Annotated in this window: 31 protein-coding genes and 1 tRNA gene; 20 read left to right on the forward strand and 12 right to left on the reverse strand. The window is 59.8% G+C overall.

Annotation, left to right across the window (positions count from 1 at the left end; all coding sequences use genetic code 11):
* Nucleotides 1-64: 64 nt before the first annotated feature.
* The 3 genes from ACR0J1_RS02605 to ACR0J1_RS02615 form a co-directional block, all read right to left on the reverse strand.
* Nucleotides 65-586: a hypothetical protein gene (locus tag ACR0J1_RS02605; protein WP_480729631.1), complete on the reverse strand. Its 522-nt coding sequence runs from the start codon at nt 584-586 to the stop codon at nt 65-67.
* A 236-nt stretch (nt 587-822) separates the two neighbouring features.
* Nucleotides 823-1,746 carry an SAM-dependent methyltransferase gene (locus tag ACR0J1_RS02610; protein WP_480729630.1) on the reverse strand — a complete coding sequence of 308 codons (924 nt, stop codon included), beginning with the start codon at nt 1,744-1,746 and terminating at the stop codon, nt 823-825.
* A gap of 38 nt (nt 1,747-1,784) precedes the next feature.
* A tRNA-Ser gene (locus tag ACR0J1_RS02615) sits at nt 1,785-1,874 on the reverse strand.
* 124 nt (nt 1,875-1,998) lie between these two features.
* On the opposite strand from ACR0J1_RS02615, the gene ACR0J1_RS02620 reads away from it, so the two are divergent.
* From ACR0J1_RS02620 to ACR0J1_RS02665, 10 genes are all read left to right on the forward strand, one after another.
* A complete protein-coding gene (locus ACR0J1_RS02620; protein ID WP_480729628.1) occupies nt 1,999-2,832 on the forward strand; it encodes a DUF2059 domain-containing protein in 834 nt (277 codons plus the stop codon).
* On the forward strand, nt 2,832-3,638 hold the full coding sequence (locus tag ACR0J1_RS02625) for a DUF2059 domain-containing protein (protein ID WP_480729627.1): 807 nt from the start codon (nt 2,832-2,834) through the stop codon (nt 3,636-3,638). Before ACR0J1_RS02620 ends, ACR0J1_RS02625 begins: the two co-directional genes overlap by 1 nt.
* Before the next feature lie 221 nt (nt 3,639-3,859).
* Nucleotides 3,860-4,477, forward strand: coding sequence for a 50S ribosomal protein L21 (locus ACR0J1_RS02630; protein ID WP_480729625.1), 618 nt, complete (start codon nt 3,860-3,862; stop codon nt 4,475-4,477).
* A gap of 11 nt (nt 4,478-4,488) precedes the next feature.
* Nucleotides 4,489-4,758 carry a 50S ribosomal protein L27 gene (rpmA, locus tag ACR0J1_RS02635; RefSeq protein WP_039535512.1) on the forward strand — a complete coding sequence of 90 codons (270 nt, stop codon included), beginning with the start codon at nt 4,489-4,491 and terminating at the stop codon, nt 4,756-4,758.
* An 84-nt stretch (nt 4,759-4,842) separates the two neighbouring features.
* Nucleotides 4,843-5,346 carry a GNAT family N-acetyltransferase gene (locus tag ACR0J1_RS02640; RefSeq protein WP_480729623.1) on the forward strand — a complete coding sequence of 168 codons (504 nt, stop codon included), beginning with the start codon at nt 4,843-4,845 and terminating at the stop codon, nt 5,344-5,346.
* Entirely contained in the window at nt 5,343-5,951 is a 609-nt protein-coding gene (locus ACR0J1_RS02645; RefSeq protein ID WP_480729621.1) for a LysE family translocator, read from the forward strand. Before ACR0J1_RS02640 ends, ACR0J1_RS02645 begins: the two co-directional genes overlap by 4 nt.
* The gene (locus tag ACR0J1_RS02650; RefSeq protein ID WP_480729620.1) at nt 5,948-6,484 is read left to right on the forward strand and encodes a GNAT family N-acetyltransferase; all 537 of its coding nucleotides are present in this window, start codon (nt 5,948-5,950) and stop codon (nt 6,482-6,484) included. Before ACR0J1_RS02645 ends, ACR0J1_RS02650 begins: the two co-directional genes overlap by 4 nt.
* Nucleotides 6,485-6,522: 38 nt before the next feature.
* Nucleotides 6,523-7,557 (forward strand): GTPase ObgE, encoded by a 1,035-nt coding sequence (obgE, locus tag ACR0J1_RS02655; protein ID WP_480729618.1) that lies wholly within the window; start codon nt 6,523-6,525, stop codon nt 7,555-7,557.
* Nucleotides 7,545-8,651, forward strand: coding sequence for a glutamate 5-kinase (gene proB / locus ACR0J1_RS02660; RefSeq protein ID WP_480729617.1), 1,107 nt, complete (start codon nt 7,545-7,547; stop codon nt 8,649-8,651). The genes obgE and proB overlap by 13 nt, the downstream gene beginning before the upstream one ends.
* Before the next feature lie 39 nt (nt 8,652-8,690).
* Nucleotides 8,691-9,953: a glutamate-5-semialdehyde dehydrogenase gene (locus ACR0J1_RS02665; RefSeq protein WP_480729615.1), complete on the forward strand. Its 1,263-nt coding sequence runs from the start codon at nt 8,691-8,693 to the stop codon at nt 9,951-9,953.
* On the opposite strand, the gene ACR0J1_RS02670 is transcribed toward ACR0J1_RS02665, so the two are convergent.
* Nucleotides 9,950-10,546: a histidine phosphotransferase family protein gene (locus tag ACR0J1_RS02670; protein ID WP_480729613.1), complete on the reverse strand. Its 597-nt coding sequence runs from the start codon at nt 10,544-10,546 to the stop codon at nt 9,950-9,952. The genes ACR0J1_RS02665 and ACR0J1_RS02670 overlap by 4 nt on opposite strands.
* A 43-nt stretch (nt 10,547-10,589) precedes the next feature.
* Between ACR0J1_RS02670 and ACR0J1_RS02675 the strand changes: the two genes are divergently transcribed.
* From ACR0J1_RS02675 to tsf, 5 genes are all read left to right on the forward strand, one after another.
* Complete coding sequence (locus ACR0J1_RS02675; RefSeq protein ID WP_010440107.1) at nt 10,590-10,772, forward strand: DUF3553 domain-containing protein; 183 nt, start codon at nt 10,590-10,592, stop codon at nt 10,770-10,772.
* A gap of 105 nt (nt 10,773-10,877) precedes the next feature.
* Nucleotides 10,878-11,633 carry an L-ornithine N(alpha)-acyltransferase gene (olsB, locus tag ACR0J1_RS02680; protein ID WP_480729611.1) on the forward strand — a complete coding sequence of 252 codons (756 nt, stop codon included), beginning with the start codon at nt 10,878-10,880 and terminating at the stop codon, nt 11,631-11,633.
* 4 nt (nt 11,634-11,637) lie between these two features.
* Nucleotides 11,638-12,474 (forward strand): lyso-ornithine lipid O-acyltransferase, encoded by an 837-nt coding sequence (gene olsA / locus ACR0J1_RS02685; protein WP_480734475.1) that lies wholly within the window; start codon nt 11,638-11,640, stop codon nt 12,472-12,474.
* A gap of 168 nt (nt 12,475-12,642) precedes the next feature.
* Nucleotides 12,643-13,443: a 30S ribosomal protein S2 gene (gene rpsB, locus ACR0J1_RS02690; RefSeq protein WP_480729607.1), complete on the forward strand. Its 801-nt coding sequence runs from the start codon at nt 12,643-12,645 to the stop codon at nt 13,441-13,443.
* Nucleotides 13,444-13,519: 76 nt separating this feature from the next.
* The gene (gene tsf, locus ACR0J1_RS02695) at nt 13,520-14,395 is read left to right on the forward strand and encodes a translation elongation factor Ts (RefSeq protein WP_480729606.1); all 876 of its coding nucleotides are present in this window, start codon (nt 13,520-13,522) and stop codon (nt 14,393-14,395) included.
* 365 nt (nt 14,396-14,760) lie between these two features.
* Here the strand turns inward: tsf and ACR0J1_RS02700 are convergent, their stop codons facing one another.
* The 3 genes from ACR0J1_RS02700 to ACR0J1_RS02710 form a co-directional block, all read right to left on the reverse strand.
* Nucleotides 14,761-15,513 carry an autoinducer binding domain-containing protein gene (locus ACR0J1_RS02700; RefSeq protein WP_480729604.1) on the reverse strand — a complete coding sequence of 251 codons (753 nt, stop codon included), beginning with the start codon at nt 15,511-15,513 and terminating at the stop codon, nt 14,761-14,763.
* Nucleotides 15,510-15,959: a type II 3-dehydroquinate dehydratase gene (aroQ, locus tag ACR0J1_RS02705; protein WP_480729603.1), complete on the reverse strand. Its 450-nt coding sequence runs from the start codon at nt 15,957-15,959 to the stop codon at nt 15,510-15,512. The genes ACR0J1_RS02700 and aroQ overlap by 4 nt, the downstream gene beginning before the upstream one ends.
* A 130-nt stretch (nt 15,960-16,089) precedes the next feature.
* Nucleotides 16,090-17,091: an NADPH:quinone oxidoreductase family protein gene (locus ACR0J1_RS02710; protein ID WP_480729601.1), complete on the reverse strand. Its 1,002-nt coding sequence runs from the start codon at nt 17,089-17,091 to the stop codon at nt 16,090-16,092.
* Between the two features lie 129 nt (nt 17,092-17,220).
* Here ACR0J1_RS02710 and ACR0J1_RS02715 point away from each other — a divergent pair, with 129 nt between their 5' ends.
* The 4 genes from ACR0J1_RS02715 to ACR0J1_RS02730 are packed head-to-tail and all read left to right on the forward strand — an operon-like array spanning nt 17,221 to nt 21,234.
* Nucleotides 17,221-18,039 carry an SDR family NAD(P)-dependent oxidoreductase gene (locus tag ACR0J1_RS02715; RefSeq protein ID WP_480729599.1) on the forward strand — a complete coding sequence of 273 codons (819 nt, stop codon included), beginning with the start codon at nt 17,221-17,223 and terminating at the stop codon, nt 18,037-18,039.
* A 12-nt stretch (nt 18,040-18,051) separates the two neighbouring features.
* The gene (locus ACR0J1_RS02720) at nt 18,052-19,086 is read left to right on the forward strand and encodes a phosphotransferase family protein (protein WP_480729598.1); all 1,035 of its coding nucleotides are present in this window, start codon (nt 18,052-18,054) and stop codon (nt 19,084-19,086) included.
* 37 nt (nt 19,087-19,123) lie between these two features.
* Entirely contained in the window at nt 19,124-20,341 is a 1,218-nt protein-coding gene (locus tag ACR0J1_RS02725) for a serine hydrolase domain-containing protein (protein WP_480729597.1), read from the forward strand.
* Between the two features lie 26 nt (nt 20,342-20,367).
* Complete coding sequence (locus ACR0J1_RS02730) at nt 20,368-21,234, forward strand: acyl-CoA thioesterase (RefSeq protein WP_480729596.1); 867 nt, start codon at nt 20,368-20,370, stop codon at nt 21,232-21,234.
* On the opposite strand, the gene ACR0J1_RS02735 is transcribed toward ACR0J1_RS02730, so the two are convergent.
* Nucleotides 21,231-21,998: an SDR family oxidoreductase gene (locus ACR0J1_RS02735; protein WP_480729594.1), complete on the reverse strand. Its 768-nt coding sequence runs from the start codon at nt 21,996-21,998 to the stop codon at nt 21,231-21,233. The two genes, ACR0J1_RS02730 and ACR0J1_RS02735, sit on opposite strands and share 4 nt — an antisense overlap.
* Nucleotides 21,999-22,121: 123 nt before the next feature.
* A complete protein-coding gene (locus ACR0J1_RS02740) occupies nt 22,122-23,351 on the reverse strand; it encodes an acyl-CoA dehydrogenase (protein WP_480729593.1) in 1,230 nt (409 codons plus the stop codon).
* 97 nt (nt 23,352-23,448) lie between these two features.
* Between ACR0J1_RS02740 and ACR0J1_RS02745 the strand changes: the two genes are divergently transcribed.
* Nucleotides 23,449-24,360 (forward strand): LysR substrate-binding domain-containing protein, encoded by a 912-nt coding sequence (locus ACR0J1_RS02745; RefSeq protein WP_480752336.1) that lies wholly within the window; start codon nt 23,449-23,451, stop codon nt 24,358-24,360.
* Nucleotides 24,361-24,362: 2 nt separating this feature from the next.
* On the opposite strand, the gene phoB is transcribed toward ACR0J1_RS02745, so the two are convergent.
* From phoB to pstB, 3 genes are read right to left on the reverse strand one after another with little or no spacing between them, the layout of a single operon-like run.
* Nucleotides 24,363-25,052: a phosphate regulon transcriptional regulator PhoB gene (gene phoB / locus ACR0J1_RS02750; RefSeq protein WP_480529147.1), complete on the reverse strand. Its 690-nt coding sequence runs from the start codon at nt 25,050-25,052 to the stop codon at nt 24,363-24,365.
* A 13-nt stretch (nt 25,053-25,065) separates the two neighbouring features.
* Complete coding sequence (phoU, locus tag ACR0J1_RS02755) at nt 25,066-25,767, reverse strand: phosphate signaling complex protein PhoU (RefSeq protein WP_480529148.1); 702 nt, start codon at nt 25,765-25,767, stop codon at nt 25,066-25,068.
* Nucleotides 25,768-25,783: 16 nt separating this feature from the next.
* Nucleotides 25,784-26,581, reverse strand: coding sequence for a phosphate ABC transporter ATP-binding protein PstB (gene pstB / locus ACR0J1_RS02760; RefSeq protein ID WP_480729590.1), 798 nt, complete (start codon nt 26,579-26,581; stop codon nt 25,784-25,786).
* Between the last annotated feature and the right edge of the window lie 8 nt (nt 26,582-26,589).

Below are 26,589 nucleotides of genomic sequence, written 5' to 3' on the forward strand. Positions count from 1 at the left end.
CGTGGCGGAACGGACCCCGTCAAAGCAATAGGGCCGACCAGTGAAAGTCAGCCCCGTGGTCTGTTTACTGCTGAGACAGCAACGTCCGCAGTTCCTGTATCTTGACCGCGACGGTCTCGGGTGCGGCTTTGATGTCATCGAGAATCTGAATGACCTGTGTTTTGACACCCTGCGCCAGCGCGCTGTCCTGCACTGACTGCACCATCGCGTCATAGTCAAAGTTCTGTGCGGTCAGCATCCCGTCTTGTACCCAGCCATTCAGCAATTCCTGCCCCTGTGCGGCAAGGGCTGCGACCTGATCTCCGGCCTCCGAGGCGGTGTCTGTGGCCTGATCAGCTACCGACGAGGCGGCCTCGCTGGCTTGATCTGTAAGCGAAGATGCCGCCTCCGACGCCTGCTCGGTCGCGGCATTTACGGCTTCGCTTGCCGCTTCCTGCGCGGCAGAGGCTGCCTCGCCCAGCGCGTCACTTGCGTCTTCCGCGGCGGCCTGCAGCTTTTCTGCCGGGGTGGGTTCAGGTTTGGTTGCGTAATAATAAGCGCCTCCGCCGATGGCGGCGATGGCAACGATAAGCAATAGACGTGACATGACTGTCTCCTTCAAATGATCTGTCGCCGAGATGGGATGAAAATAGCCCGCCGCAAAGGGGAAAACCCGTGAAATTTCAGCACAATCCGGGTTTGAGCCGCTGTACGCTGATGACGAGCGATTCAAGTGGCGGGTTCATGCCGCCACTGGGCTTTGGTTTCGGTTTTCAGACCGGGGGGCTTGAAAACGCCATTGCTCAGCACGGCTGATTGTGTGCCGCAGCCCGCGCAATCAGGTCAGCGTTTTTTCGCAACAACTGCAAATTCGGGATGCTGCGCCGAAAACGGCTGCCCACAAACATCCTGATAGCTATTCGCCGCCGCAAAGCCGCTCTCGGCCAGTTCGCTGGCCAGGCTGTCCGGGCTGAAATACTGCAGCCAGTTATAGACTGTTTCCTGCCTGCCGCTTTCGGTGAAGATCGAGTACTTGTCCAGCACGACGGCCTCTGCATCGTATTTGAATGTGTTCACGAAGCAGTAGTATTCTTCCTCGCACCAGAAGTGGTCGAGTTGGTTGCGTTCGTAAGAACTGACTTCTTCGCGGGCTTCGAAGGCCGCCATCGAATACACGTCCAACACCAGTGCACCGTCGTCACGAAGACATTCGTGCACTTTGGCCAAAAGCGTTCTCCGCTGAGGTCGACTGAGGGCGCAGAAATCACACATGATCAACGTGACAAGATCGAACCGTTCCGCAGGCGCGAACTCAAGGTAATTCGCCTGCACATAATTGATGCTCAGCCCGTCACGTTCGGCATGATCCCGTGCATGACGTAAAGAGCTGTGCGAAATATCTACTCCGGTCACTCGTGCACCCGTCGCGGCGAAGCGAGAAGTATAGAGCGCCGGCCCGCAACCGAAATCACAGACGGCCTTGCCTGCGTCCAACTGAAAGCGTTCGGCGAACCAATTGGCGGATCTGTCGATGAACTCATGGTTGCGGGATGCAAGATCCAGTGTTTCGTTCAGATGAAACGCCAACATATGCCGCGCGCGATAGGCATCAGCCCAAAGCGCATCAACAGTGTTATAGCCAAAAACCGCTGGCCTTTCGTTTGCCGTCTGAAGCTGCTGAAACATAAACCTAACCTCCTTCAAGGTGTTCTCGCGAAACAGGACAAGCCGCTTCGACGCGTTCATATGCTGGATAGAGTGGATCAAGTCTAGCAGACCGCCTAAAGATCGACACAGCGGCAAAGTGGCGGAGAGACAGGGATTCGAACCCTGGGTGGGCTTGCACCCACAACGGTTTTCGAGACCGCCCCGTTCGACCACTCCGGCACCTCTCCGCGGGGGTCTGGTGAGGGGGGGATTTAGTGGGGAACGCGCAGGGGTGCAAGCAGAAAATTCCTGAATTCGACGTTGCCGGGATTTTCCATTGCCAGTGCGCGGAAAACACCTAGGCTGATAGGTATGACCTATCATCTGCGCCGCTTCGCCCTTTGTCTTGTTCTGCCGCTAATCGCTCTTGCCCCGCCGTCCGAGGCCGCAAGCCGGGATCGGATCGAAGCCTTTCTGACCACGACCGGCTTCGATGTCGCGCTGGAGAGCATTGCGCTGGCTTCGGCTTCGGCACCCGGCATGCTGGGGATCGACGCGGACGGGTTCGGATCGGACTGGGCGCGTCTGACCGAAGAGGTGTTCGATACCGAAGAGATGCACGAAACGGCAGTTTCGATACTGGAACAGACCCTCAGCGACGAAGCGCTGACGCACGCGGTCGAGTTCTATGCCTCGGACCTTGGTCAAAGGCTGGTCGTTGCTGAAAACGCGGCGCATATGGACGAGGATGACGCGGCCAAGCAGCAGCAGGGGCAGGCGATTGTCTCCGAGCTGATCAAGGATGGCTCGGCGCGCGTTGAAAGCCTCAAGCGGATGAACCGTGCGGTGGATGCAAGCGACACCTCGCTGCGGGCTCTGCAGGAAATCCAGGTCCGGTTTCTGCTGGCCGCGAGCGCGTCAGGGGTTATCGAACTGCAAATGAACGGCGACGAGCTGCGCGAGATGATGCGGCGGAATGAAGGCGATATGCGCCGGTCGCTACAACTCTCGGCGCTGGCCGGGTCAGCTTTTACCTATCAGGACTTCTCTGACGAAGAGGTCACGGCCTATGCCGAAGCGCTGGAACAGCCGCTGATGCAGGAGGTCTACGAATTGCTGAATGCCATTCAGTACGAGATCATGGCCATGCGCTTTGAGGTTCTGGCCACGCGGATGGCCGAACTGCGCCCGGCGCAGGATATCTGATGCGTATGCTGGCCGCCGCGGCGGCGCTGCTGCTATGGGTCGGCCCGCTGGCGGCGGGCGAGCAGGTCGAGCGCCTGATGCGGGCCATGCAGGTGTCGGACTTCATGGGCATCCTCAGCGAAGAAGGGCTGGCACAGGCGCGCGGAATGAATGACACGCTGCTTGGTGGGGCAGGTGGTTTGTATTTTCAGGCGCAGGTCGAGGCCTTGTATGATCCCGAAACGATGCAGGCGCAGTTGTCCCGATCGGTTGAAAGCAACATGACCGAAGCTCAGTTGGAGCAGGCTGCAATCTTTTTCGAAAGCACATTGGGGCAGACGATTGTGTCGCTGGAAAACTCGGCCCGTCAGGCATTGTCGGACGAGGCGATAGAGGAAATCGCGCGCGCATCATACGCGCAGGCCGACCGGGAGACGCCGTTCTTTCGGCTGGTGGACGAATACGTTCAGGTCAATGATCTGATCGACAAGAACGTTGAGGGCTCGCTGAGTGCCGATTTCAACTTCTATCGCGGGCTTGCATCGGGGCAGGGCGAATTCGCGGACGAACAAGCGCTGCTTGAGGAACTGTTGTCGCAACGCGATGAGACACGGGCCGAGACGACAGAATGGATGTATTCCTTTCTGTTGATGGCTTATCAACCTCTGACGGACTCGCAGATGCGTGAGAACATCGCATTTTCGCGCACCGACGCGGGTCGGGCACTGAACAACGCGCTGTTCGAGGGGTTTGATGAGGTCATAGACGGCATTTCGTTCCAACTGGGCGCCGCCGTCGCGCAGGCGATGCGAGCCTCTGATCTCTGACCGCCGAATTGGGTTGACTTTACCCCCGAATGTTTGGATAAGCGCGCATCCCGGCCGGAATCTCCGCGCCGGGTCTCGTTATTATTGACCCATAGGACAGATGTCCGGGGGTCTTCACACAGCCCGAAAAGGGCGCGCAGTTCGAGGTGGCTTTCAAGTTTCTTGGGGCCAAAAACACCCGAAAGGGGACCACAGAACGCGGTTTGGAAAAGGAAAGACGCATGTTTGCGGTCCTCAAGACTGGCGGCAAGCAGTACAAGGTTCAGGCGGGCGACGTGCTCCGTGTTGAAAAACTGGCTGCCGACGCAGGTGAAAAAGTTCAATTCAACGATGTTCTGATGCTGGGCGGTGACGCTCCGGTTGTTGGTGCACCTTTCGTTGAAGGCGCAGGCGTTCAGGCCGAAGTGATCGAACAGATCAAAGGTGACAAGGTCATCAAATTCGTCAAGCGCCGTCGTAAGCACAGCTCGAAGCGTACCGTTGGCCACCGTCAGAAGCTGACTCTGGTCAAGATCACCGACATCCTGTCGTCGGGCGCTGACAAGTCGGGCATCAAAGCTGCAACCGGTTCCGCGTCGGCTGGCGAAGCTGCTCCGGCGGCGAAAAAGCCTGCTGCTAAGAAAACAGAAGCTAAAGCAGAAGCACCCGCCGCTGCTGCCGCTGACGATCTGACCAAGCTGAACGGTGTCGGCCCTGCCGCTGCCAAAAAGCTGAACGACGCAGGTATCGAAAGCTTTGCCGCTCTGGCCGCCTTGTCGGACGAGCAGATTGCTGCTATCGACACCATCAAAGTGAAACCCGAATGGGTTGAGCAAGCTAAAGAGCTGGCTCAGGGCTAAGGAGAGAGAGAATGGCACATAAAAAAGCTGGCGGTTCCTCCCGTAACGGTCGCGACTCAGCGGGTCGTCGCCTTGGCGTGAAGCTGTATGGTGGCCAGGCCGCCATTGCAGGCAACATCATCGTGCGTCAGCGCGGCACCAAGTTCTGGCCGGGCGAAGGCGTAGGCATGGGCAAAGATCACACCATCTTTGCAACCACCGATGGCGCCGTGAAGTTCCACAAGGGACTTAAAAACCGCACCTTTATTTCGGTCCTGCCAGTGGCGGAGGCCGCAGAGTAAGCCGAGACCCAGAAGGTTTAATAAAAAATTCATGGGGGACCGGCAGAAAATGCCGGTCCCTTTTTCGTTTTCAGGAGAGGTCTGATGACCGAGGTGATCACAACAGAACGGCTTGTTCTGCGCCGCCCGCAAATGCGGGATGCGGCGGCTGTGGTCGAGGTCATCAACGATCGCGAGGTATCGCGCTGGCTGACCCGCGCGCCGTTTCCCTACATGCGCAAGGATGCCGTTTCGTTCATTCAGCGTAACAAGCACAGCGCGGGCAACGCGTTTCTTGTGTTCCTAGATACCAGGCTGGCCGGCTGTGTCGGTGCCGAACGTGAGCTTGGCTATTGGCTGGGGCGCGACTTCTGGGGGATGGGAGTTGCGTCGGAGGCGGCGAAAGCTGTGATCTACCGTTACTTCCTGCGCCATAGCAGACGGCTGAAGAGCGGCTATTTCATCGAGAATCAAGCCTCCCGCCATGTTCTGAGAAAGCTGGGATTCGCAGAAGGAAACTTGGGAAACGTTCGGTGCCGGGCAACCGGCAAAACCCATTCGCTCAGAAGAATGTACCTGACGCGCAGGTGCTGGGAGGTCGGGCAATGACCGTCGCAACCACCAGCTTCCTGATATTTGCCGCCTCACAGGTCGGCACGCCGGGACCGGCCAACATGGTCCTGCTGGGCACCGGTGCGCGCTATGGCTTTCGGGCGGCGCTGCCCTTTGTGGCGGGCGTGGTGTTGGGCAAGCAACTGATCATCTGGCCCGTTGGGTTCGGGCTGATGCAGGTGGCCGAGCAGGTTCCGTTGGCGTTTGAGGTGCTGAAATACGCCTCGGCCGTGTATATATGCTGGTTGGCGTGGAAGATCGCCAATCTGCGTTTGTCGCGCGGCACGGTTGAAGGCGATGCGCCCGGGTTCTGGGCCGGTCTGATCGTTCACCCGCTGAACCCCAAGGCCTGGGCCATGATCATTGCCGGATTTACCGGCTTTGTCGCGGTTGGGACGTCGAGTTTTGAGGCGACGCTCACGATCGCTCTCTGTTTGTTGTTTTGCCAGATGGTGTTGCACCCGATCTGGACGTTTGCCGGGGACCGGATCGCCCATGCGGTTGAAGGTCGCCCTATTGAAAAATATCTGATGTGGACTTTGGCGGGTCTGACCGTCGCGTCCGTATTTTTCGTGTTGTTCGGAGGAGGAACGCACTTATGAAACTTGAGACGATAATCAATCAGCCGGTCATCGAAACCGAGCGGTTCGATCTGCGCCCCCTGCGCCGGTCGGATATGGGTCTCATCGAACATTATGCAGGCAATGAGCGCGTGGCGCGGATGACCACTCGGATTCCACACCCGTTGCCACCCGGCTCGATCGACGCGTTCGTGACCCGCTCGATGGCCGAAGACCGGGACGAGGATGTCTGGGCTATGGATGCCACAAAGGAAGGCGGGCCCGAATTGATTGGTCTGATCTCGCTGACCCGGCTGGATCGCAATCAGTCTGAGGTCGGCTATTGGGTGGCTCCGGTCTACTGGAATACCGGCATCGCGTCGCTTGCGGTTGAGACGCTGGTAAACGTAAACCCGCTTGAGAATGCGACCATGTTCGCAAGTGTCTTTCAGGACAACCCGGCCTCGGCCCGGGTGCTGACCCATTGCGGGTTTCAGTATCTTGGCGATGCCGAGACATATTCGGTGGCGCGCGATGCGAATGTGCCCACCTGGACCTATACAAAGAAACTCTGACTTGTGGCCGATGGGGCCTTTGCAGTAGGGGACAGACCATGAAATTTCTCGATCTTGCAAAGGTCTACATCCGGTCCGGGGCCGGAGGTGGCGGCTGCGTCAGCTTCCGACGCGAAAAATACATCGAATACGGCGGACCCGATGGCGGGGACGGCGGCAAAGGCGGGTCTGTCTGGGCCGAGGTCGTGGATGGGCTGAACACCCTGATCGACTTCCGCTATCAGCAGCATTTCTTCGCCAAGAACGGCCAACCCGGGCGTGGTCAGCAGCGCACCGGTAAGGATGGTGACGACATCATCCTGCGCGTCCCCGTGGGCACCGAGATACTGGACGAAGACGAAGAGACCGTCATCTGCGACCTGACCAAGGTTGGTCAGCGGGTCTTGCTGGCCAAAGGCGGCAACGGTGGCTTCGGCAACCTGCATTTCAAATCGGCCACCAATCAGGCCCCGCGTCGCGCCAATCCGGGGCAGGCGGGTATTGATCGGACCATCTGGCTGCGGCTGAAACTAATCGCCGATGTGGGCCTGTTGGGTATGCCCAACGCGGGCAAGTCGACCTTTCTGGCGGCCACGTCGAATGCAAGACCCAAGATCGCCGACTACCCGTTCACCACGCTGCACCCAAATCTGGGCGTCGTCGGCGTCGACAACGTGGAATTCGTCGTGGCCGACATTCCCGGCCTGATCGAAGGCGCGCACGAAGGGCGCGGCATCGGAGACCGGTTCCTCGGTCACGTTGAGCGCTGTGCGGTGTTGCTGCATCTGGTCGATGGTACCTCGGACACGGTGGCCGAAGACTATCGCACCATCATCCATGAACTCGAAGCCTACGGCGGAGAACTGGCGGAAAAGCCGCGCATCACCGTTCTGAACAAGGTCGATGCGCTGGATGATGATGAACGCGAACTGGCCAAAACCGAACTGGAGGAAGCCGTCGGCGGCCCCGTCATGACCATGTCCGGCGTTGCGCATCTGGGCGTGACCGAGGTGCTGCGCGCCTTGCGCGCGCAGATCGACGAAAACCGTCTGCGCCAAAAACCCACCGAGGAGGCCACGCCTTGGCAACCCTAACCCATGCCCGCCGTCTGGTGGTCAAGATCGGCTCGGCCTTGCTGGTCGACCGGGATACGGGTTTGCTCAGATCGGACTGGCTGAAATCTCTGGCGCAGGATGTGGCATGGTTGAAAGAACATGGAACGGATGTCGTTCTGGTCTCATCCGGGTCAATCGCCTTGGGCCGAGGTGTATTGGGCCTGCCGATGCAGAACCTGCCGCTGGAACAGTCTCAGGCAGCCGCGGCGGTCGGGCAAATCCGCCTGGCGCGCGCCTACGAAGAGGCGCTGACCCCGCATCAGATCAAGACCGCTCAGGTGTTGGTGACGCTGGAAGACAGCGCAGATCGGCGACGGTATCTGAACTCACGAGCGACGCTGGAAACCCTGCTAGGGCTGGGCGTTGTTCCGATTGTCAACGAAAACGATACAGTTGCCACGGATGAGATCCGATATGGAGACAATGACAGGCTGGCGGCTCAGATCGCGGTGACCATTGGGGCGGATCAATTGATCCTGTTGTCCGACGTGGATGGGTTCTATTCCGGCAACCCCAACGAGGACGCAACCGCCACCCGGTACGGAGTGATCGAACAGATCACACCCGAGATCGAGGCGATGGCAGGCGATGCCGGCTCGGGGCTGTCCAAGGGCGGGATGAAGACCAAACTATTGGCGGCGAAGATGGCGACGGCTGCGGGATGTGACATGGCGATCACCGAAGGGTCGCCTTTGAACCCGCTGAAAATGCTTGAAAACGGTGCGAATTGTACTTGGTTCACGGCAACACTTGATCCGCATGCGGCTCGCAAACGCTGGATCTCGGCAATGAAACCGCGTGGAGAAATTGTGATCGATGATGGCGCAGCGAAGGCGCTTTCCAATGGTAAAAGCCTGCTGCCTGCGGGGATAGTCGAGGTCACGGGTGATTTTGGCCGCGGCGATCCGGTGGCCATTCTGGACCCGCAAGCGCGACGGCTGGCGCAAGGCCTCAGCCGCTATACTGCGCAAGAGGCGGACGCGATCAAAGGGCGGAAATCGTCCGAGATCGAGGCGACACTGGGCTATCCGGGCCGCGCGGCCTTGATCCACCGGGACGATCTGGCGCTGTGAGGGCGCGACCTGATATACTGAGACCGAAAGGCGCATGAGATGAAGGATTTCGACAACATTCCCGCAATGATGGCCGACCTTGGTGAACGCGCCAAAGCAGCCTCGGCCGAGCTTGCCTTTGCCAGTGCCGAGCGCAAACACGCGGCGCTGATCGCTGCCGCCGACGCCGTCTGGAACAACCGTGCGGACATCATTGAGGCCAACAAAAAAGACCTTGAGTTCGGGCGTGGAAAGGGTCTGAGCCCCGCGATGATGGATCGCCTGATGTTGGATGAGGCGCGCGTTCAAGGTATGGTGGACGGGCTGCGCACCGTCGCCGATCAGGCCGATCCTGTGGGCGAGGTCATCACGGAATGGGATATGCCCTCGGGCCTCAATATCCAGCGTGTTTGCACGCCGCTGGGTGTGATCGGCGTGATCTATGAAAGCCGTCCCAACGTGACCGCGGATGCGGGCGCGCTGTGCCTGAAATCCGGCAACGCGGTGATCCTGCGTGGCGGGTCAGAGAGCTTTCACTCCTCAACCGCGATCCATGCCTGTCTGGTTGAGGGGCTGAAGGCCGCCAACCTGCCCGAGGACTCCATTCAACTGGTGCCGACCCGTGATCGCGAGGCGGTGCAGGAATTGCTGACGATGACTGAATTTGTCGACGTCATCGTCCCCCGTGGCGGCAAAGGTCTGGTGGGGCTGGTGCAGCGCGAAGCCCGCGTGCCGGTCTTCGCGCATCTGGAAGGCATCGTTCACATCTACGTCGACAAGGCCGCTGATCCCCAGAAAACGCTGGATGTGGTGCTGAACGCCAAGACCCGGCGCACCGGAATCTGTGGCGCGGCGGAATGCTTGCTGATCCATCAGGACGTTGCCGAAACCCTTGGCCGCGATCTGATCTCCTCGCTTCAGACCGCTGGTGTTGAAGTACATGCCGAGGGTGTACTGGCCCTCGACGGAACGACTGCAGCCACGGCCGAGGATTGGGGCAAAGAGTTTCTGGACAGCATCATTGCCGCCAAGCCAGTTGCCGATATCGACGCCGCGATTGCCCATATTCGCAAATATGGTTCCAACCACACCGATTGCATCATGACCGAAGATGCTGCTGCCGCCGCGCGGTTCTTTGAACGGCTGGACAGTGCGATCCTGATGCACAACGCCTCGACCCAGTTCGCCGATGGCGGCGAGTTCGGCATGGGCGCCGAGATCGGCATCGCCACCGGCAAGATGCATGCGCGCGGCCCGGTCGGGGCTGCTCAGTTGACCAGTTTCAAATATTTGGTGCGCGGCAACGGTACGACCCGCACCTAAAACCGCAGGGTAACGCGGGTTGCGGTGGTTTCTGCCGCGACCCTTCGCCCCATCGCTGTCGCCGTTTCAGGCAGCAGCGCAAACTGCACCTGCGCCGGGCTCAGTTTGTCGCTGAAACGCCCGGTCGCGACACCTTTCCACAGGTTGCTGTCGACATTCAGCCTGTCGGCCACGCCCGTCACGGTCCAGCCGCCGCCTTGTGTGCTGATCTCGACCTCACCACCCAAGGGCATCGCGCTTTCGCAGCACATCATCGCCAAAAAGGCCAGCTTGACCTGATTGCGCGGCACCGCCTCGGTCAGGTTCCAGTTGACCCGGACCCGACCCGCGCGCTCAACATCGCGCAAAAGCTCGCTGACCTCGGCCCGTCCCAAGGGCTGGTCGCTGGCCGAGCCAAAGGCCACACGAAAGAACCGTATGCGCGCACCCGCGCTGCCGACGCTGCCGGAGATCAACTCCATCTCGGGACCCTGCGCAGCGCCCACCATTTCCAGCAGTTCCAGCCCGTTGGTGATGGCCCCGATCGGGCTGATCAGATCGTGACAGATCCGCGACCCGATCAACTCGGCCAGGTTGACGTCTGTTGCACCCATGCGTACCTCCTGCTGCATCTGCCGCAGGACCCGGAGCCCCGATATGACAGATCTGAATGCCATTCTTGCACCGGGCATGTATGTCCGCCACCCCGATTTCCCCGATTGGGGCGTTGGACAGGTGCAGTCCAATATCGGCGGCAAGATCACCGTTAACTTCCGCGAGCAGGGGAAAGTGGTGATCGACGGGACACGCATAGCCCTGATGCCGGTCTTTGATCCGTGAAACTGGTTTAGGAATGGTTAACAACTGGGGCGAAATGCGCGCTTGTTGCCTTTCGCCGCGCAAACGCGCTATCAGCGCGCAACAGGAACAACGGACACAGTTCTGATGCCGAACGCAGGCCGCTCATTCACCGTAAAACTCGTCGAGACCGAGGCGGAATTGCACGCCGCTCAGCGGCTGCGGTACGATGTCTTCGTGCGTGAGCTGGGCGGTGGCGGCGCGATGGTGGACCACGAGGCCGGGCTCGAAAAAGACCGGTTTGATCCCTATTTCGACCATATGATCGCGCGCGATAACGCGACGGATGAGGTAATTGGCGTCTATCGGTTGCTGCCCGGCGATCGGGCGGCTGACGTGGGGCAGTTCTATTCCGAAGACGAATACGATCTGACCGTTCTGAAGCAAAGCGGTCGTAAGTTGCTGGAACTTGGCCGTTCCTGCGTGCACCCGAATTACCGTGGCGGCACCGCGATGTACCACCTGTGGAACGGGCTCGCGGCCTATGTGACCGAGCGCGAGATCGAGGTTCTATTTGGCGTCGCCAGTTTTCACGGAACCGACGTGCAGGCCTTGGCGCAGCCGCTGTCGATGCTGCATCACAACTATTTGGCCCCACCCGATCTGAGAGTACGTGCGCAGCCGGGTGTTTTTCAACCCATGGACCTGTTGGAACCGAACGCACTGGACCGGCGTGCGGCTATGGTGCAGGTGCCATCGCTGATCAAAGCCTACTTGCGGCTGGGTGGTTTCGTGGGCGAGGGGGCCTTTATAGATCATAACTTCAACACGACCGATGTGTGCCTGATCCTCGACACCACCCGCATGAACGAACGCCAGCGGCGTATCTATAGTGGGACGTAATCCCGTGGCCGACCCTTCGTGGCAAAGCGATGATACGCCCGATCCGATCACGCTGGGCCTGATCGGCTGGTTGCTGGTAGTGCTGCGCGGTGTGCCTCTGGCCATTCTAGTCTTTGGCGGGCTGATCATTCTGCTGACCATCCGCCTGATCGAGCGGCCTGTGTTCGGGGTGCAGCGCCCGGTCACGCCGTTCATCACTCAGTTCGTCTGCCGCAATGCGTTCCGAATCCTTGGGATCGGCTTTCGCACGTCGGGCGAGTTGATGCAGCAACGCGGGGCTGTCGTGGCCAACCATACCTCGTGGCTGGACATATTTGCGCTGAACGCGCGCAAGCGGGTGTATTTCGTCTCGAAAGCCGAAGTGGCGAAATGGCCGGGGATCGGGTGGCTGGCTCGGGCGACGGGGACTGTGTTTATCGAACGTAATCCCAAGAAGGCGCGCGAGCAGACGCGGATTTTCGAGACCCGCCTGAAAGCGGGACACAAGCTGCTGTTTTTCCCAGAAGGCACATCGACCGACGGCTTGCGCGTTTTGCCATTTAAAACAACACTTTTTGCTGCGTTCTTCACTGACGAGCTGCGTGAATTCATGTATGTTCAGCCGGTCTCGGCGGTTTTTCATGCGCCCAAAGGTCAACCGGATCGCTTTTACGGCTGGTGGGGTGATATGGAGTTCGGGCCGCATTTGCTAAAAACTCTTGGCGCGCGAAAACAGGGGTGGGTCGAGTTGATCTATCACGCCCCGGCCAAGGTCAGCGACTTTGCAAACCGCAAGGCGCTGGCGGCCCATTGCGAACAGGCGGTGCGCCACGCACATTCCTTGGCGCGGCTTGAAAAATAAGGGCGATTGGCCCTTGCACCGTCGTCAAACCTGCCGTATACGCGCGCCATTCAAACCCGCAGGCGGGGTTTGGGCTGTATAGGGGAGAAATCCTTATCTGGCCCGCCGGTTGGAGCATCCGCTTCTTTCACCCCCGCCGAGGCGTAAACCGGAAAAGGAAAGTATAGCATGGCTCTTCCCGAGTTCACCATGCGTCAGCTGTTGGAAGCTGGCGTTCACTTTGGTCACCAGACACAGCGTTGGAATCCCCGCATGGGCCCGTTCATCTACGGCTCGCGCAATGGTATCCACATCATGGACCTGACCCAGACCGTTCCGATGCTGGATCAGGCGCTGCAGGCCGTTCGTGACACCGTCGCAAAAGGTGGCCGCGTTCTGTTCGTTGGTACTAAGCGTCAGGCGGCACAGCCGATCGCAGAAGCGGCTGAAAAGTCGGCTCAGTACTTCATGAACCACCGCTGGCTGGGCGGTACGTTGACCAACTGGAAAACTGTTTCCCAGTCGATCAACCGTCTGAACCAGATCGACGAAGCGATGGAATCGGGCGCAGAAGGCCTGACCAAGAAAGAGCGTCTGGGCATGGAGCGTGACCAGACCAAACTGCAGGCATCGCTGGGCGGTATCCGCGAAATGGGTGGCGTTCCTGACCTGCTGTTCGTCATCGACGTCAAGAAAGAAGCGCTGGCTATCGCCGAAGCCAACAAACTGGGTATCCCGGTTGTGGCTGTTGTCGACACCAACTGCTCGCCCGATGGTGTAGATTACATCATCCCCGGCAACGACGACGCGGCCCGCGCAATTGCTCTGTACTGCGATCTGGCCGCACGCGCCGCTCTGGACGGCATGACCGCTCAGATGGGTGCTGCAGGCGTCGACCTGGGTGCTTTCGAAGAAGCGCCGGTTGAGGAAGTGGTTGCTGAGGACGCCCCCGCAGAAGAAGCCGCGCCGGAAGCCAAAGCCGAAGCGTAAGCTGCCCGTTACGTTAATGACATATGGGGCAGGGTAGACCTGCCCCTAATCCGTTTGAATTGAGGAGAGCCAAGAGATGGCAATCACAGCAGCAATGGTGAAAGAACTGCGCGACTCGACCGGCGCAGGCATGATGGACGCAAAAAAAGCGCTGACCGAAACCGGCGGCAACATGGACGAAGCCGTTGACTGGCTGCGGACCAAAGGTCTGGCCAAGGCGGCCAAGAAATCAGGCCGTACCGCGGCCGAAGGTCTGGTGGCCGTGCACGTCAACGGTGGCAACGGTGTTGCTGTTGAAGTGAACTCGGAAACCGACTTTGTTGCGAAGAACGCTGATTTTCAGGAGATGGTCGGCAAGATCGCCTATGCGGCAGAAGGCGTCGACAACGTCGAAGCGCTTCTGGCGGCGGATCTCGGCGGCAAAAACGTAGCCGATACCCTGACTGACAAGATAGCTACCATCGGCGAAAATATGTCGGTGCGCCGCATGGCCAAACTGTCCGGCGACACTGTTGTGTCCTACGTCCACAACGCCGCCACCAACGGCATGGGCAAGATCGGCGTTCTGGTCGCTCTGTCCGGTGGCGACGAAGCGATCGGCAAGCAGGTTGCAATGCACATCGCCGCTGTAAACCCGGCGGCCCTGTCCGAGGCGGACATGGACCCGGCAGTTGTCGAGAAAGAAAAGCAGGTCCAAATGGACATCGCTCGGGAATCCGGCAAGCCGGAGCAGGTAATCGAGAAGATGATCGAAGGCCGCATGAAGAAATTCGTCGCCGAATCGACCCTGCTGAACCAGCAGTTTGTTGTGAACCCCGACCTGACGGTCGAAGCCGCGGCCAAAGAAGCGGGCGCAACCATCACCGGTTTCATCCGCATGGAAGTTGGTGAAGGCATCGTGGTCGAAAAAGAAGACTTCGCAGCTGAAGTGGCAAAAGCCGCTCAGGGCTGATCCGACAGGCGATGGCCGTTGAAATCGAGAGACCCGGTTGCCGCAGGCAGCCGGGTTTTTTTATGCGACAACGCGTCTGTGCGCACTTGGTTCTAGATCATCTGGATTTGGGGGGGATTGAGGGGCCCCGCATGATGGGGATGGACAGGGCCCCTCAAAAATTCCAACAGATCGACGCGGACGAATAGGCGCCATTCAGTCAGAGCGATCAGAGAGCTTTGATATTGCAAAGGTCCGATCAAAACGTTCCCTGGCTAAAGCCACCACTCACGGAACTATATCAATGTGCAATTTCGTGAACAGATTCGGAAGTCATGATTTCCTTACCTTAGGTCAATCTGACGCGAACCGGCGTCAAATCGGCCTCAGACTTCCATGACGAACATCTGGTTCTGCAGCGCCGCTTTCAGGACGGCCTGTGCCGTGGTCTCGACCGACAGTGCCTCACGCGCCAGACGCAGGTGTTTTTCGACGGTGGCCGAGGTCAACCCCATCAGCACCGCAATGTCCTGCGTGGTCTTGCCGTCACCGACCCATTGCAGCGCTTCGCGCTGGCGCTTGGTCAGCGCGCGGTTCGGGGCGTTATAGGGCAGGGTCAGGATCTTCAGGTGCGCGATGTTGTTCATCAGCAGGATGTCGTCGCCGTGTTCTTGCCAGATCTCGTCCATCTCTTGCTGGCTGCGCTCCCGCGCGGCCAACGAAATCGCACCTTTCGAGCGCATCGAAACCGAATTGAAGCTGACCGTATAGCCGACGGTTATGCCGCGGGACTTGTTGAACTCAAAGACCTTGAGTTCTTCCGCCGTCATCACGCCGCTGGACATCATATCGCGGATCATGCTCCAACTGGCGGCCCCTTCATTGTTCAGCGCCCATTTCAGCATCGGCGCGTGGAAATAAAGGCCAGACCGAAGGAACCCGTCCAGATAATCGGTGCAGTGGTTCGTCAGGATGACGAAATCTTCGGGGTCACCCAGTGAGGTCGCCGTCCGGTATTGGGTATACCCGTACAACAACCGGTCAAAACCATACTGCGCCATCTGGCGGCAATGGGCATCCCAAAGCTCTTCAAGCGTCTTCGTATAGCTCAGAAAGTTGAGGTAATCCTTCAGGTTCATCCCGCACCCCTCTCTGCGAGATGCGCGGTGAGGGCATCCAGCGCCAGAACATATCCCTGGGCGCCAAACCCGCAAATCTGACCCAGAGCCACCGGCGCGATATACGAGGTGTGCCGGAACGGCTCGCGCGCGTGGATGTTGGACAGATGAACCTCGACCACCGGAACTTGGGCCGATGAGATCGCGTCCATCAGTGCAACCGAACTGTGGGTATAGGCACCGGCGTTCAGGACGATACCATCCTGCGTGCCGCGTGCGGCGTGAATGGCGTCGATCAGCGCGCCTTCGTGGTTCGACTGAACGTGCTTAACGGCCAGCCCCAGCGTCTGCCCGTGTGAGACGCACAGGTCCTCGATCATCTGCAATGTCGTATGGCCATAGACCTCGGGCTGCCGGGTGCCCAGCAGGTTAAGGTTCGGGCCATTCAGAACCAGAATATTGTGCATCTTCAAACTGTCCCCAATTCCTTATTTTCATAAACCTGAATTTCAGGGGCGTCCAGCAGCCTTCACCCGCTTGGGTTGGGCCGTTGTCTGCCATATTGGCGTATCTTTGCCTGTTGCGATGTAACGCGGGTCACATATCCTCCATCGCGATCACAACTTTTCCGAGAACCGCGCGTTGTTCCAGCAAGTTGAGTGCCTCAGCTGCGCGGGCCAGAGGCAGCGTTTTGCTAATGCGGGGGGCGATTTGGCCGCTGCCATACATCTCGAACAGTTCGGCCATGTTTTCCGCGTGTCCCTTGGGATCCCGCAGCACGGACGCACCCCAGAACACTCCGACGATCTGACAGCCCTTGAGCAGCGTCAGGTTCAGCGGAATGCGGGGGATACCTGCAGGGAATCCAACGACCAGATACCGCCCACCCCAAGCCATTCCGCGCAGGGCCGGTTCGGCGTAACCCCCTCCAACCGCGTCATAAACCACATCGACACCGCCACCACCGGCCAGCGACTTGATCTCAGCCGACAGCGCCTTTTGTGCGTCACGGTCCGGATCGCGGGGATAGATCAGCGTTGCATCAGCTCCGAGGTTCTTGCAGAAGGCCGCCTTTTCCTCGGACGATACAGCCGCGATGACCCGACTTCCCATCGCCTTGGCCAGTTCGATCGCAGCAGACCCGACACCCCCGGCGGCGCCGAGCACCAGCAGCGTCTCACCGGGTTGTAACTGCGCACGGTTTTTTAAGGCGTGATACGAGGTGCCGTAAGTGAAAACGAAACAAGCCGCATGATCGTAGGGCATTGTTTCGGGAATCTTGACTACCGTTGCGGCCCTCAGCGCAGCATGCGTAGCAAACCCGCCATGCCCGGTCAGGGCCAGAACGCGGTCATTGACCGCGAAATCGGTGACACCATCGCCCACCGCGACAACCTCGCCCGCGACCTCGCCGCCCGGGGCGAAGGGGCGGGACGGTTTCATCTGATACAGGTCCCGGATCATCAGCGTATCGGGAAAATTGACCCCTGCGGCGCGGATGCGCACAACAATCTCACCGCGTTTCGGGGCCGGATCGGGCAGGGTTGTCAGTTCCAGAGTCTCGGGGCCACCCGGTCTGACGCTGAGTAATGCTCGCATATACCTGCCTTGCCCCTTGCTTCGGTTGCAGTGAAATCGTTGGATCACAGACAGGTGTTGTCAAGATGATGACCGGACCGCTGCCTCCACGGCAGCGCTGGTGCTCATGAAAGCAGCAAAGGAGACCGCATGACGCCCGAAGCCCTGTTCTCGCTAGATGGAAAAACAGCCCTCGTGACGGGCGGAGCGACCGGTATTGGCCGAATGGCCGCCGAGGCTTTGGTCCGTGCCGGGGCGCATGTTCTGATCGCATCACGAAAGGGCGACGCGTGCGAGGCCGTGGCGGCAGAATTGAACGCGCTGGACGCGCCGGGCTCGGCTGACGGCTTTGCCGGCGACCTCAGCAGCGAGGAAGGCATCGATGCACTGGTCGAGCAGGTGCGTCAACGGACGCAATCGCTTGAGATCCTGATGAATAACGCAGGCGTCACTTGGGGCGCGCCGCTGGGGCAGTTCCCCCATGCGGCGTGGGAGAAGGTGATGGGCGTCAACGTGGCAGGGATTTTCGACCTGACGCAAAAGCTGCTGCCGCTGCTGATGAAATCCGCCACCGATGACGATCCTGCGCGGGTGGTCAATGTGGGCTCGGTGATGGGTGAGGTGCCGATGGGTGACGGGGCGTATAGCTACGCCGCGTCGAAGGCTGCGGTGTTGCATCTGACCAAGATCATGGCCAAGGAACTGGCCGCGCATCGGGTCACGGTGAATGCGCTGGCCCCCGGTCCGTTCGTGTCGCGCATGACGGCCTTTGCCACCGAAGATGCAGACAAACGCGCGCGGGTGGGCAAGGCCGTCCCGCTGGGCCGTGTCGGGCGACCCGAGGATATTGCAGGCTGCCTTTTGTTCCTCTGCGGTCAGGGCGGAGGTTATGTGACCGGCGCGGTGTTGCCTGTGTCGGGCGGGATCAATGTACAAAGTGGCGGCAATATCTTTGGTGACGCTTTGTGAGCGGAGGTCGATGTGACGGACGGCGAAAACATACTGAGCGTCAAGGCGATAGACGCCTATCTTCGTGCGAATCTTGACGGCTATGAAGGCCCGATCGAGGCAACGAAGTTTGCCATGGGGCAGTCCAACCCGACCTATCTGCTCAGAACCCCCACGCAAAGCTATGTTCTGCGTCGCAAGCCGCCGGGCGTCCTGCTGAAATCCGCCCATGCCGTGGACCGCGAATTCCGCGTTCAGCGCGCTTTGGCGGGCAGCAAGGTGCCGGTGCCCGAAATGTACCTGCTGTGCGAGGATGACAGCGTGATCGGCTCGGCCTTCTACATTATGGAGCATCTGCAGGGTCGCTCTTTCGTTGATCCGTTGCTGGAGGGCGAGGATAACGCGACCCGCACTGGCATTCTGGATGAGATGAACCGGGTTCTGGCCGAACTGCATATGGTCGATATCGAGGCTGCTGGGCTGGCGGACTACGGGCCGCCCGGGAACTACTTCGAGCGCCAGATTGCCCGCTGGACCAAACAATACCGCGCGTCCGAGACCGATGGGATTGCCGACATGGACCGGCTGATCTTAGAACTGCAGCAACGGCTCCCTGAGGATGACGGTCAGCGCACGCTGGTGCATGGCGACTACCGCATCGACAATCTGATGTTTCAGCGTGACGGCACCGGATGTATCGGGGTGCTGGATTGGGAATTGTCGACCATCGGCCACCCATATGCTGATCTGGCTGCCGTGATCATGCAGTGGCAGTTGCCTCCGGGCCGGGAAGGGCGCGGCTTGGCCGGGGTTGACCGTACAGCACTCGGGTTGCCGTCGGATCGGACCTTTGTCGCCGACTATTGCGCCCGACGTGGCCTGACTGGGATCGATAATTTCGGCTTTTATCTGGCGTTTAATTTCTTCCGGATGGCCGGAATACTTCAGGGCGTCTACAAACGGGCGCTGGACGGCAATGCCTCCGATCCAGCGCGGGCGCGCGTCTTTGGGGCCTATGTCCCGGTTTTCGCACAGCACGGGTTGCAGGCGCTCGACGCTGGCCCGTAAAACCGCAGGATCGACCCGACCAGAACGGAGCCGTCACATGATGTTCGAGCCATCGTCTCTGAACCACATCCGCACATGGATGCAGCGCTATGTGGATCAACGAAAATATCCGGGCAGCGCTCTGCTGATCCAGCATCACGGGCAAGAGGTGTTTTTTCATGCCTGTGGTCATCGGAATATCGAAAAAGATTTGCCGTTTCAGCGCGATACTCTTGTCCGCATCTATTCGATGACCAAGCCGATTGCGTCGGTTGCGCTGATGATGCTGGTCGAGCGCGGGCAGTTTCATCTGGACGCGCCGGTCTCGGAGTTTTTGCCCGAGTTTCAGTCGATGCAAGCGCTGATCCCCGGCGCAACGCAGCTGGACCAGACCGAACCGGCACCAACCCCAAGCCTGCACCAGCTGCTGACGCACACCGGCGGACTCAGCTATCCGTTCAATCCCGGGCTGCTGCCGCAGGCGATGGACGAGCTGGACCTGATTTTCGCGCCCGATCAGGGGCCGTTGGCGGACCGGGTCCGGGTTCTGGCAGACCTGCCGCTGGCGTTTCAGCCGGGCAGCCGATGGGAATACTCGGTCGGGATCGACGTCATCGGCCGCGTGATCGAGGTCGCGTCGGGGCAGCCGCTGGACCAGTTCCTGACCGAGAATATCCTGCATCCTTTGAGCATGGACGAGACTGGGTTTTCGGTACCCAAAGGGGCAGGGGACCGGTTTGCCTCGCTCTATACCCCGCTTGAGGGTGACGCTATGGCATTGAATGCCGCCAAATCCGGCGGTGAGACCCTGCGCCTTGTCGACAGCGCGGGCAATTCTTCCTTCGAGACCGCCACAACCTTCTCTGGCGGCGGCGGTCTGATCAGCACCATTGACGATTACAGTCGATTTGCCGAAATGCTGCGGAACAAGGGGTCCGGTAATGGTGCCCGATTACTGGGGCCAAAAACCGTGGAACTCATGATGTCCAACCACTTACCAGGCGACATTGCATCCATGGGGCCGCAGAGTTTTGCCGAACAACCGATGGAGGGCACCGGCTTCGGCATTGGTGGCGCGGTGGTTCTGAACCCGGCGCGGGTCCGCAGCCCGGGGTCTGTGGGTGATTTTGGTTGGGGTGGCATGGCTTCAACCTATTTCTGGGTCGATCAGGTCAGTGATTTCTCGGCAGTGTTCTTCACCCAGCTGTCGCCGTCCAGCTCTTACCCCGCGCGCCCCGAGCTCAAAGCGCTGGTGATGGGGGCGCTGTCGAAATGAATGACCCAAAAGCCGGAGTGCCAGCTATGACCGACGCTGAACGGGTACTACTTGACCTGTTGGATATCGAACCGCTTGAGGTCGATCTGTTTCGCGGAACCGGCACGGGCGGCGAGACGCCGACCCGGATTTTCGGCGGTCACGTGATTGCGCAGGCCCTTGCGGCGGCGTACCGAACCGTCGCAGATCGCTTGTGCCACTCGCTGCACGCCTATTTCATCCGCCCCGGAGACCCCTCGATTCCCGTTATTTATCAAGTGGATCGCGCCCGGGATGGAGGGTCCTTCACGACCCGCCGTGTGGTTGCGATCCAACACGGGAAGCAAATCCTGAATCTGTCGGCCTCGTTTCACACGCAGGATGACGGCTGGGATCATCAGCATACGATGCCCGATGTTGAGCCGCCGGAACAGCACCCCTCGCGCGACGAGCTGCGGCAGCGATATCTGACCCGGGTGCCCGACAAGCTGAGAACGGAGCTGCTGCGCGAACGCCCCATTGAGGTGCGCGACGTTGCGCCCCTGGACCTGTTTGAGCCAGCCAGAGCGGATGACAGGAACCATATCTGGTTCCGAATGGGGGCCGCCGCGCAGGCTGATGCGATAACTCAGCATCTGCTGTTGGCCTATGCCTCGGATATGAGCCTTCTGGGATCCGGGATGCGCCCGCATGGGCTAAGCTGGTTTACCGGCGAGATCGATGGTGCCAGTCTGGATCACGCGATCTGGTTTCACGGACCGGTGCAGTTCCAGAACTGGCACCTTTATTCGATGGAGGCGCCGTGGACAGGGCAGGGGCGCAGTTTCAATCGCGGCTCGATCTACGCGCAGGACGGCGCTCTGGTTGCGTCTGTGGCGCAGGAAGGCTTGTTGCGGCGACGAAAACCGCGTTAGGTGTCTTGGATAAATCTCTGATTTAGTTTCTGCATTCCGTCGATCCAGCGGTCATAATCCGTTGATTTCAAACGCATGTAGTCCAGTACCTGAGGGTGTGGTAGGATCAGAAAATGTTCCTTGGCCAGCGCCTCGACACAGGCCTGTGCGACATCCTCGGGTTCAAGCATCCCGTCGATGGCGGCCACCGATTCCTCGTGCCCGCGCATCATCTCGGACCGCACGGCCTGTGGGCACAGAACCGAGACTTTGATGCCTTGACTGCCATATGTCAGCGCCAACCATTCAGCAAACCCGACAGCAGCGTGTTTGGTCACGCCATACGGGGCGGCACCGGGCTGATTGAGCAACCCAGCCGCCGAGGCCGTGATCAGAAAGTAGCCGCTACCGCGTGCCACCATGCGCGGCATCAGATGCCGGGCGGCCCAGACATGGGACATGACATTGATCCGCCAGATACGCTCCCATTCCTCGTCGACGACCTCAGGTCCGCCCAACGTCAAAATGCCTGCATTGGCACAGAACAGGTCGATGGGGCCGAACCGTTCTTCAACCGTCTCGATCAGTTGGCGGGTGTCGTCTTCACGCGAAACATCGCATTCCACCGCATGGCCGCTGATTTCCTGAGCGACCTGTTGGGCACCGTCGAAATCAATGTCCGCACAGATGACCAGCGCGCCTTCGTGCGCAAACCGTTCTGCAAGACCTTTACCAATGCCTTGGGCCGCGCCGGTGATGACAACGATCTTATCGCGCAGGTGCATGTCTTTGTCCTTTGGATGCGTATGGAGACGTAAGATGTTGAAAAACCAGCACGGGTTGGCTCCGCGCTGGTTTTCCAGATCATTATTTTAACATAATTATCATTATGCAATTAGTGGATGCCCTCAAAAGAACGCCTGTAACCCGGTCTGCGCCCGCCCCAGGATCAGCGCATGAACGTCATGAGTACCCTCATAAGTGTTGACCGTCTCAAGATTGATCATGTGCCGCACAACTTGGAACTCCAGCGAGATCCCGTTGCCACCGTGCATGTCGCGCGCCATCCGCGAGAGATCCAGCGCCTTGCCGCAGTTGTTGCGCTTGATGATTGAGATCATCTCGGGCGCGGCTTCGGCCTGATCCATCAGACGACCGACTCTCAGGCTGGCCTGCAGGCCCAGAGCGATCTCGGTTTGCATCTCGGCCAGCTTGCGCTGAAACAACTGCGTCTGAGCCAGCGGCCGATTGAACTGTTTGCGGTCCAGCCCATATTGACGCGCGGCATGCCAGCAGCATTCAGCCGCGCCCATCACACCCCAGCTGATGCCATAACGCGCGCGGTTAAGACAGCCGAACGGCCCCTTCAGACCCTGCACATGCGGCAGCAAGGCGTCCTCGCCGACCTCGACCCCGTCCATCACGATTTCACCAGTGATCGAGGTCCGCAGGCTCAGCTTGTTCTCGATCTTGGGCGCGCTCAGGCCCTTTGTACCTTTGTCCAGAACGAACCCGCGGATCTTGCCGTCATGCGCATCCGACTTGGCCCAGACAACGAAAACATCCGCGATCGGTGCGTTCGAGATCCACATTTTGCTGCCCGTCAGACGATATCCGCCGTCGATCTTTTCGGCCCGCGTTTTCATCGCCGCCGGGTCCGATCCGGCATCCGCCTCGGTCAGGCCGAAGCAGCCGATCCACTCGCCGCTGGCCAGTTTCGGCAGGTATTTGCGGCGCTGGTCTTCGCTGCCATAGGCATAGATCGGGTACATCACCAGCGAGCTTTGCACCGACATCATCGACCGGTATCCGGAATCCACCCGCTCGACCTCGCGCGCGACAAGGCCGTATGACACGTACCCTGCGCCGATCCCGCCGTATTCTTCGGGGATCGTCGTGCCTAACAAGCCCATCTGGCCCATTTCGCGGAAGATCTCGGGATCGGTTTCTTCGTTCTGAAAGGCCTGAGTTACGCGTGGCTGCAGCTTTTCCTGCGCATAGGCCCGGGCGCTGTCGGCGATCAGGCGTTCATCTTCTTCCAACTGGTCGTTCAGACGAAACGGGTCATCCCATGCAAATGCACCGAGCTCGGGGGCATCCTTGGCTCGGAGGACGGGTTTTGTATCGGGGGCGTTCATCAGGTGTCTCCGTCAGAGTGGGTTTTGCACATCATAGCCTGAGATATCCGCAAAAAACAGCGAGACATTTGCACGCTTGCATGACTAAAACGCATACATGAACAGTCGTAGCCCCGCCCTGCCCCCCATTTCCGCGCTCAGAGCTCTTGAGGCGCTGGATCGGTTGGGTTCGGCCTCGGCCGTGGCGGATGAGATGGTTCTGACGCAAAGCGCGGTGAGCCGGCAGTTGCAAACGCTCGAGGCTCATCTGGGCGCGGAGCTTGTCAGCCGGGATCGCAAGCGGCTGTCCTTGACCAAGGCCGGGCAGGATTATGTACGGGAAATCCGGCCAGCGCTGTCGCAGATCGCGCAGGCGGCGCTGAAGCTGCATGTCTCGCCCGTTGGTGGTACGCTGAACCTCGCCATCCTGCCGACGTTCGGAATGGGTTGGCTGGTGCCGCGGCTGCCCGATTTTGCGCGTGGACATCCCGATATCACGATCAACATGACGACACGCCTGAGGCCGTTCAACTTTGCGACGGAACCCTTTGATGCCGCATTGCATTTCGGCGAACCGGACTGGCCCGGTACCGATCGCCTGCTGCTGCGGGTCGAGCGGATGTTGCCGGTCTGCGCGCCTGATCTTCTGCCGCAGGGTGCCCCGGCGTCGCCGCAAGATCTGCTCAGGCTTCCGTTGCTGCACATTCAGACGCGCCCGCGCGCCTGGCAGGATTGGTTCCGGCAGATGGGCGTGGATCATCCGCACCCCCTGCCCGGCACGGTTCATGATCAGTTCACCACCATCAATCAGGCCGCGCTGCATGGGTTGGGCGTGGCGCTGCTGCCGAATTATCTGGTCGAACAAGACCTCGCCACTGGCAAGTTGGTAGCGGCCTTTCCTGATGCCGTCGAAACCCTTGGGGCCTATTATTTGGTCTGGCCGCGTGACAAGTCGCAGGATGCGTCACTGAGGCAGTTCCGGCACTGGCTGGCCTCGCAAGCGCAGGTAGAAGAGACCTTGCCCCGCTGAGATCAGCCCAAAGCGTATCCGGCCCCGCGGACGGTCCGCACTGGGTCAGCACCGCCATGTTGGGTCAACGCCTTGCGCAGGCGGCCGATATGAACATCGACGGTGCGAGTGTCGACATAGATGTCGCGGCCCCAGACGCGGTCCAGCAGTTGCTCGCGGCTCCAGACCCGGCCGGGCTTTTCCATGAACGTGCTGAGCAGCCGGAACTCGGTCGGGCCCAGTTTCAGGGGTTTATTATCGCGGCTGACTTTGTGGGTTTCGGAATCGAGGATGATGTCGTCGAATTCCAGCCGAATACCCACCGTCGCCGGACGGACCCGCCGCAGCTGAGTACGCACACGGGCCATCAGCTCAACAACCGAGTAGGGCTTGATCACATAGTCATCCGCACCGGTTTCGAGCCCACGCACCTTGTCGACCTCTTCTGATCGCGCAGACAGCATGATGATCGGAATCGCGCGCGTGTCGGGGCGGGTTTTCAGGCGACGGCAGACCTCTATCCCGCTGAGATTGGGCATCATCCAGTCCAGAACGATAATGTCGGGCCGGTCTTCTTCGACCAGCAACAACCCTTCGTCGCCATTGGCGGCCTTGATGACGCGAAAGCCCTCAGCCTCGAGGTTGTAGGACAGCACCTCGCGTTGGGCCAGTTCATCTTCGACCACCAGAACGGTCGGCTGATCGGCGGACATGGCGCGCAAGCTCCTAAATCGTTTGCGAGGTGTTGTCGGCTTTGGGCCGGGCCTCAGCGGGGCGCTCGCCCGTGACCAGATAGACCACCTGTTCGGCAATCGCCGTGACATGGTCGCCCATGCGTTCGATGTTCTTGGCGATGAAATGCAGGTGCATACAGGACGAGATGTTGCGCGGATCTTCGGCCATGAAGGTCAGGAACTCGCGGAACAGCCCGTTATACATCTGGTCCACCTCAAGGTCGCGCTCGATCACGTCGCTGGCCAGTTCGGCGTCGCGTTGAATATAGGCATCCAGCGCGTCGCGCAGCATCAGTTCAACCTCGCGCGCCATCCGGCGCAGGGCGGCAGCGCTGCCGTTGATTTCGCCCGCGTTGACCAGAACGGTGGTCCGCTTGGCGATGTTCTTGGAGTAATCGCCGATCCGTTCAAGGTTGGTCGCCACTTTCAGCACCGACAGCACCAGACGCAGGTCACCGGCGGTGGGTGCCCGCAACGCAATCAGGCGTGCAGTTTCCTCGTCGATCAGTTCCTCCAGCGCGTCGATGGCCTTGTCGCCCTGCCGGACTTCCTTGGCCAGTTCCTCGTCGCGGGTTTCCAGTGACCGGGCCGCGCCCATGATGGCGGCCTCGACCAGCCCGCCCATCTTCATGATATGGGCCTGAATGGCTTCGAGATCGCGGTCGAAGGCGGATGCAATATGTTGTTCGCTCATGGCAATAGTCCTGTGCTCAGCCGATACGACCGGTAATGTAACTTTCGGTTCGGGGGTCCTCGGGGTTGGTGAAGATCTGGCCGGTTTCTCCGAACTCGACCAGATTACCGAGATGGAAGAACGCGGTTTTCTGACTGACCCGCGCTGCCTGCTGCATCGAGTGCGTCACGATCACCACCGAATAGCGCCGGCGCAGCTCGTCGATCAGTTCCTCGACCTGCGCGGTAGCAATCGGGTCCAGCGCCGAGCACGGCTCATCCATCAGCAAGACCTCGGGCTGCGTCGCCACGGCACGGGCGATGCAAAGACGCTGCTGCTGACCGCCCGACAGACCGGTGCCGGGCGCGTCGAGCCGGTCCTTGACCTCATCCCAGATCGCACCTCGGCGCAGGGATTTCTCGACGATCTCATCCAGCTCGGCCTTGTTCTTGGCAAGGCCATGGATGCGCGGGCCGTAAGCCACGTTATCATAGATCGACTTGGGGAACGGGTTCGGCTTCTGGAATACCATGCCCACCTTGGCGCGCAACTGAACGGGGTCGACGCGTTTGTCATAGATATCCTCGCCATCCAGCAGGATATCTCCGGTCACCCGGCAGATATCGATCGTGTCGTTCATCCGGTTCAGGCAGCGCAGAAAGGTGGACTTGCCGCAGCCCGACGGGCCGATGAAGGCGGTGACGGTCTTGTCTTCGATCTCGACATCCACGTCCTTGATGGCGTGGGTGTCACCGTAGTGGACCTGTACGTTCTTCGCGGCGATCTTGATGTTTTTGGAGTCCACGGCTTTCCCCAATCGTGTCATATCGTTCATAGGTGCCC

Source organism: Ruegeria sp. CJ3, assembly GCF_056536725.1.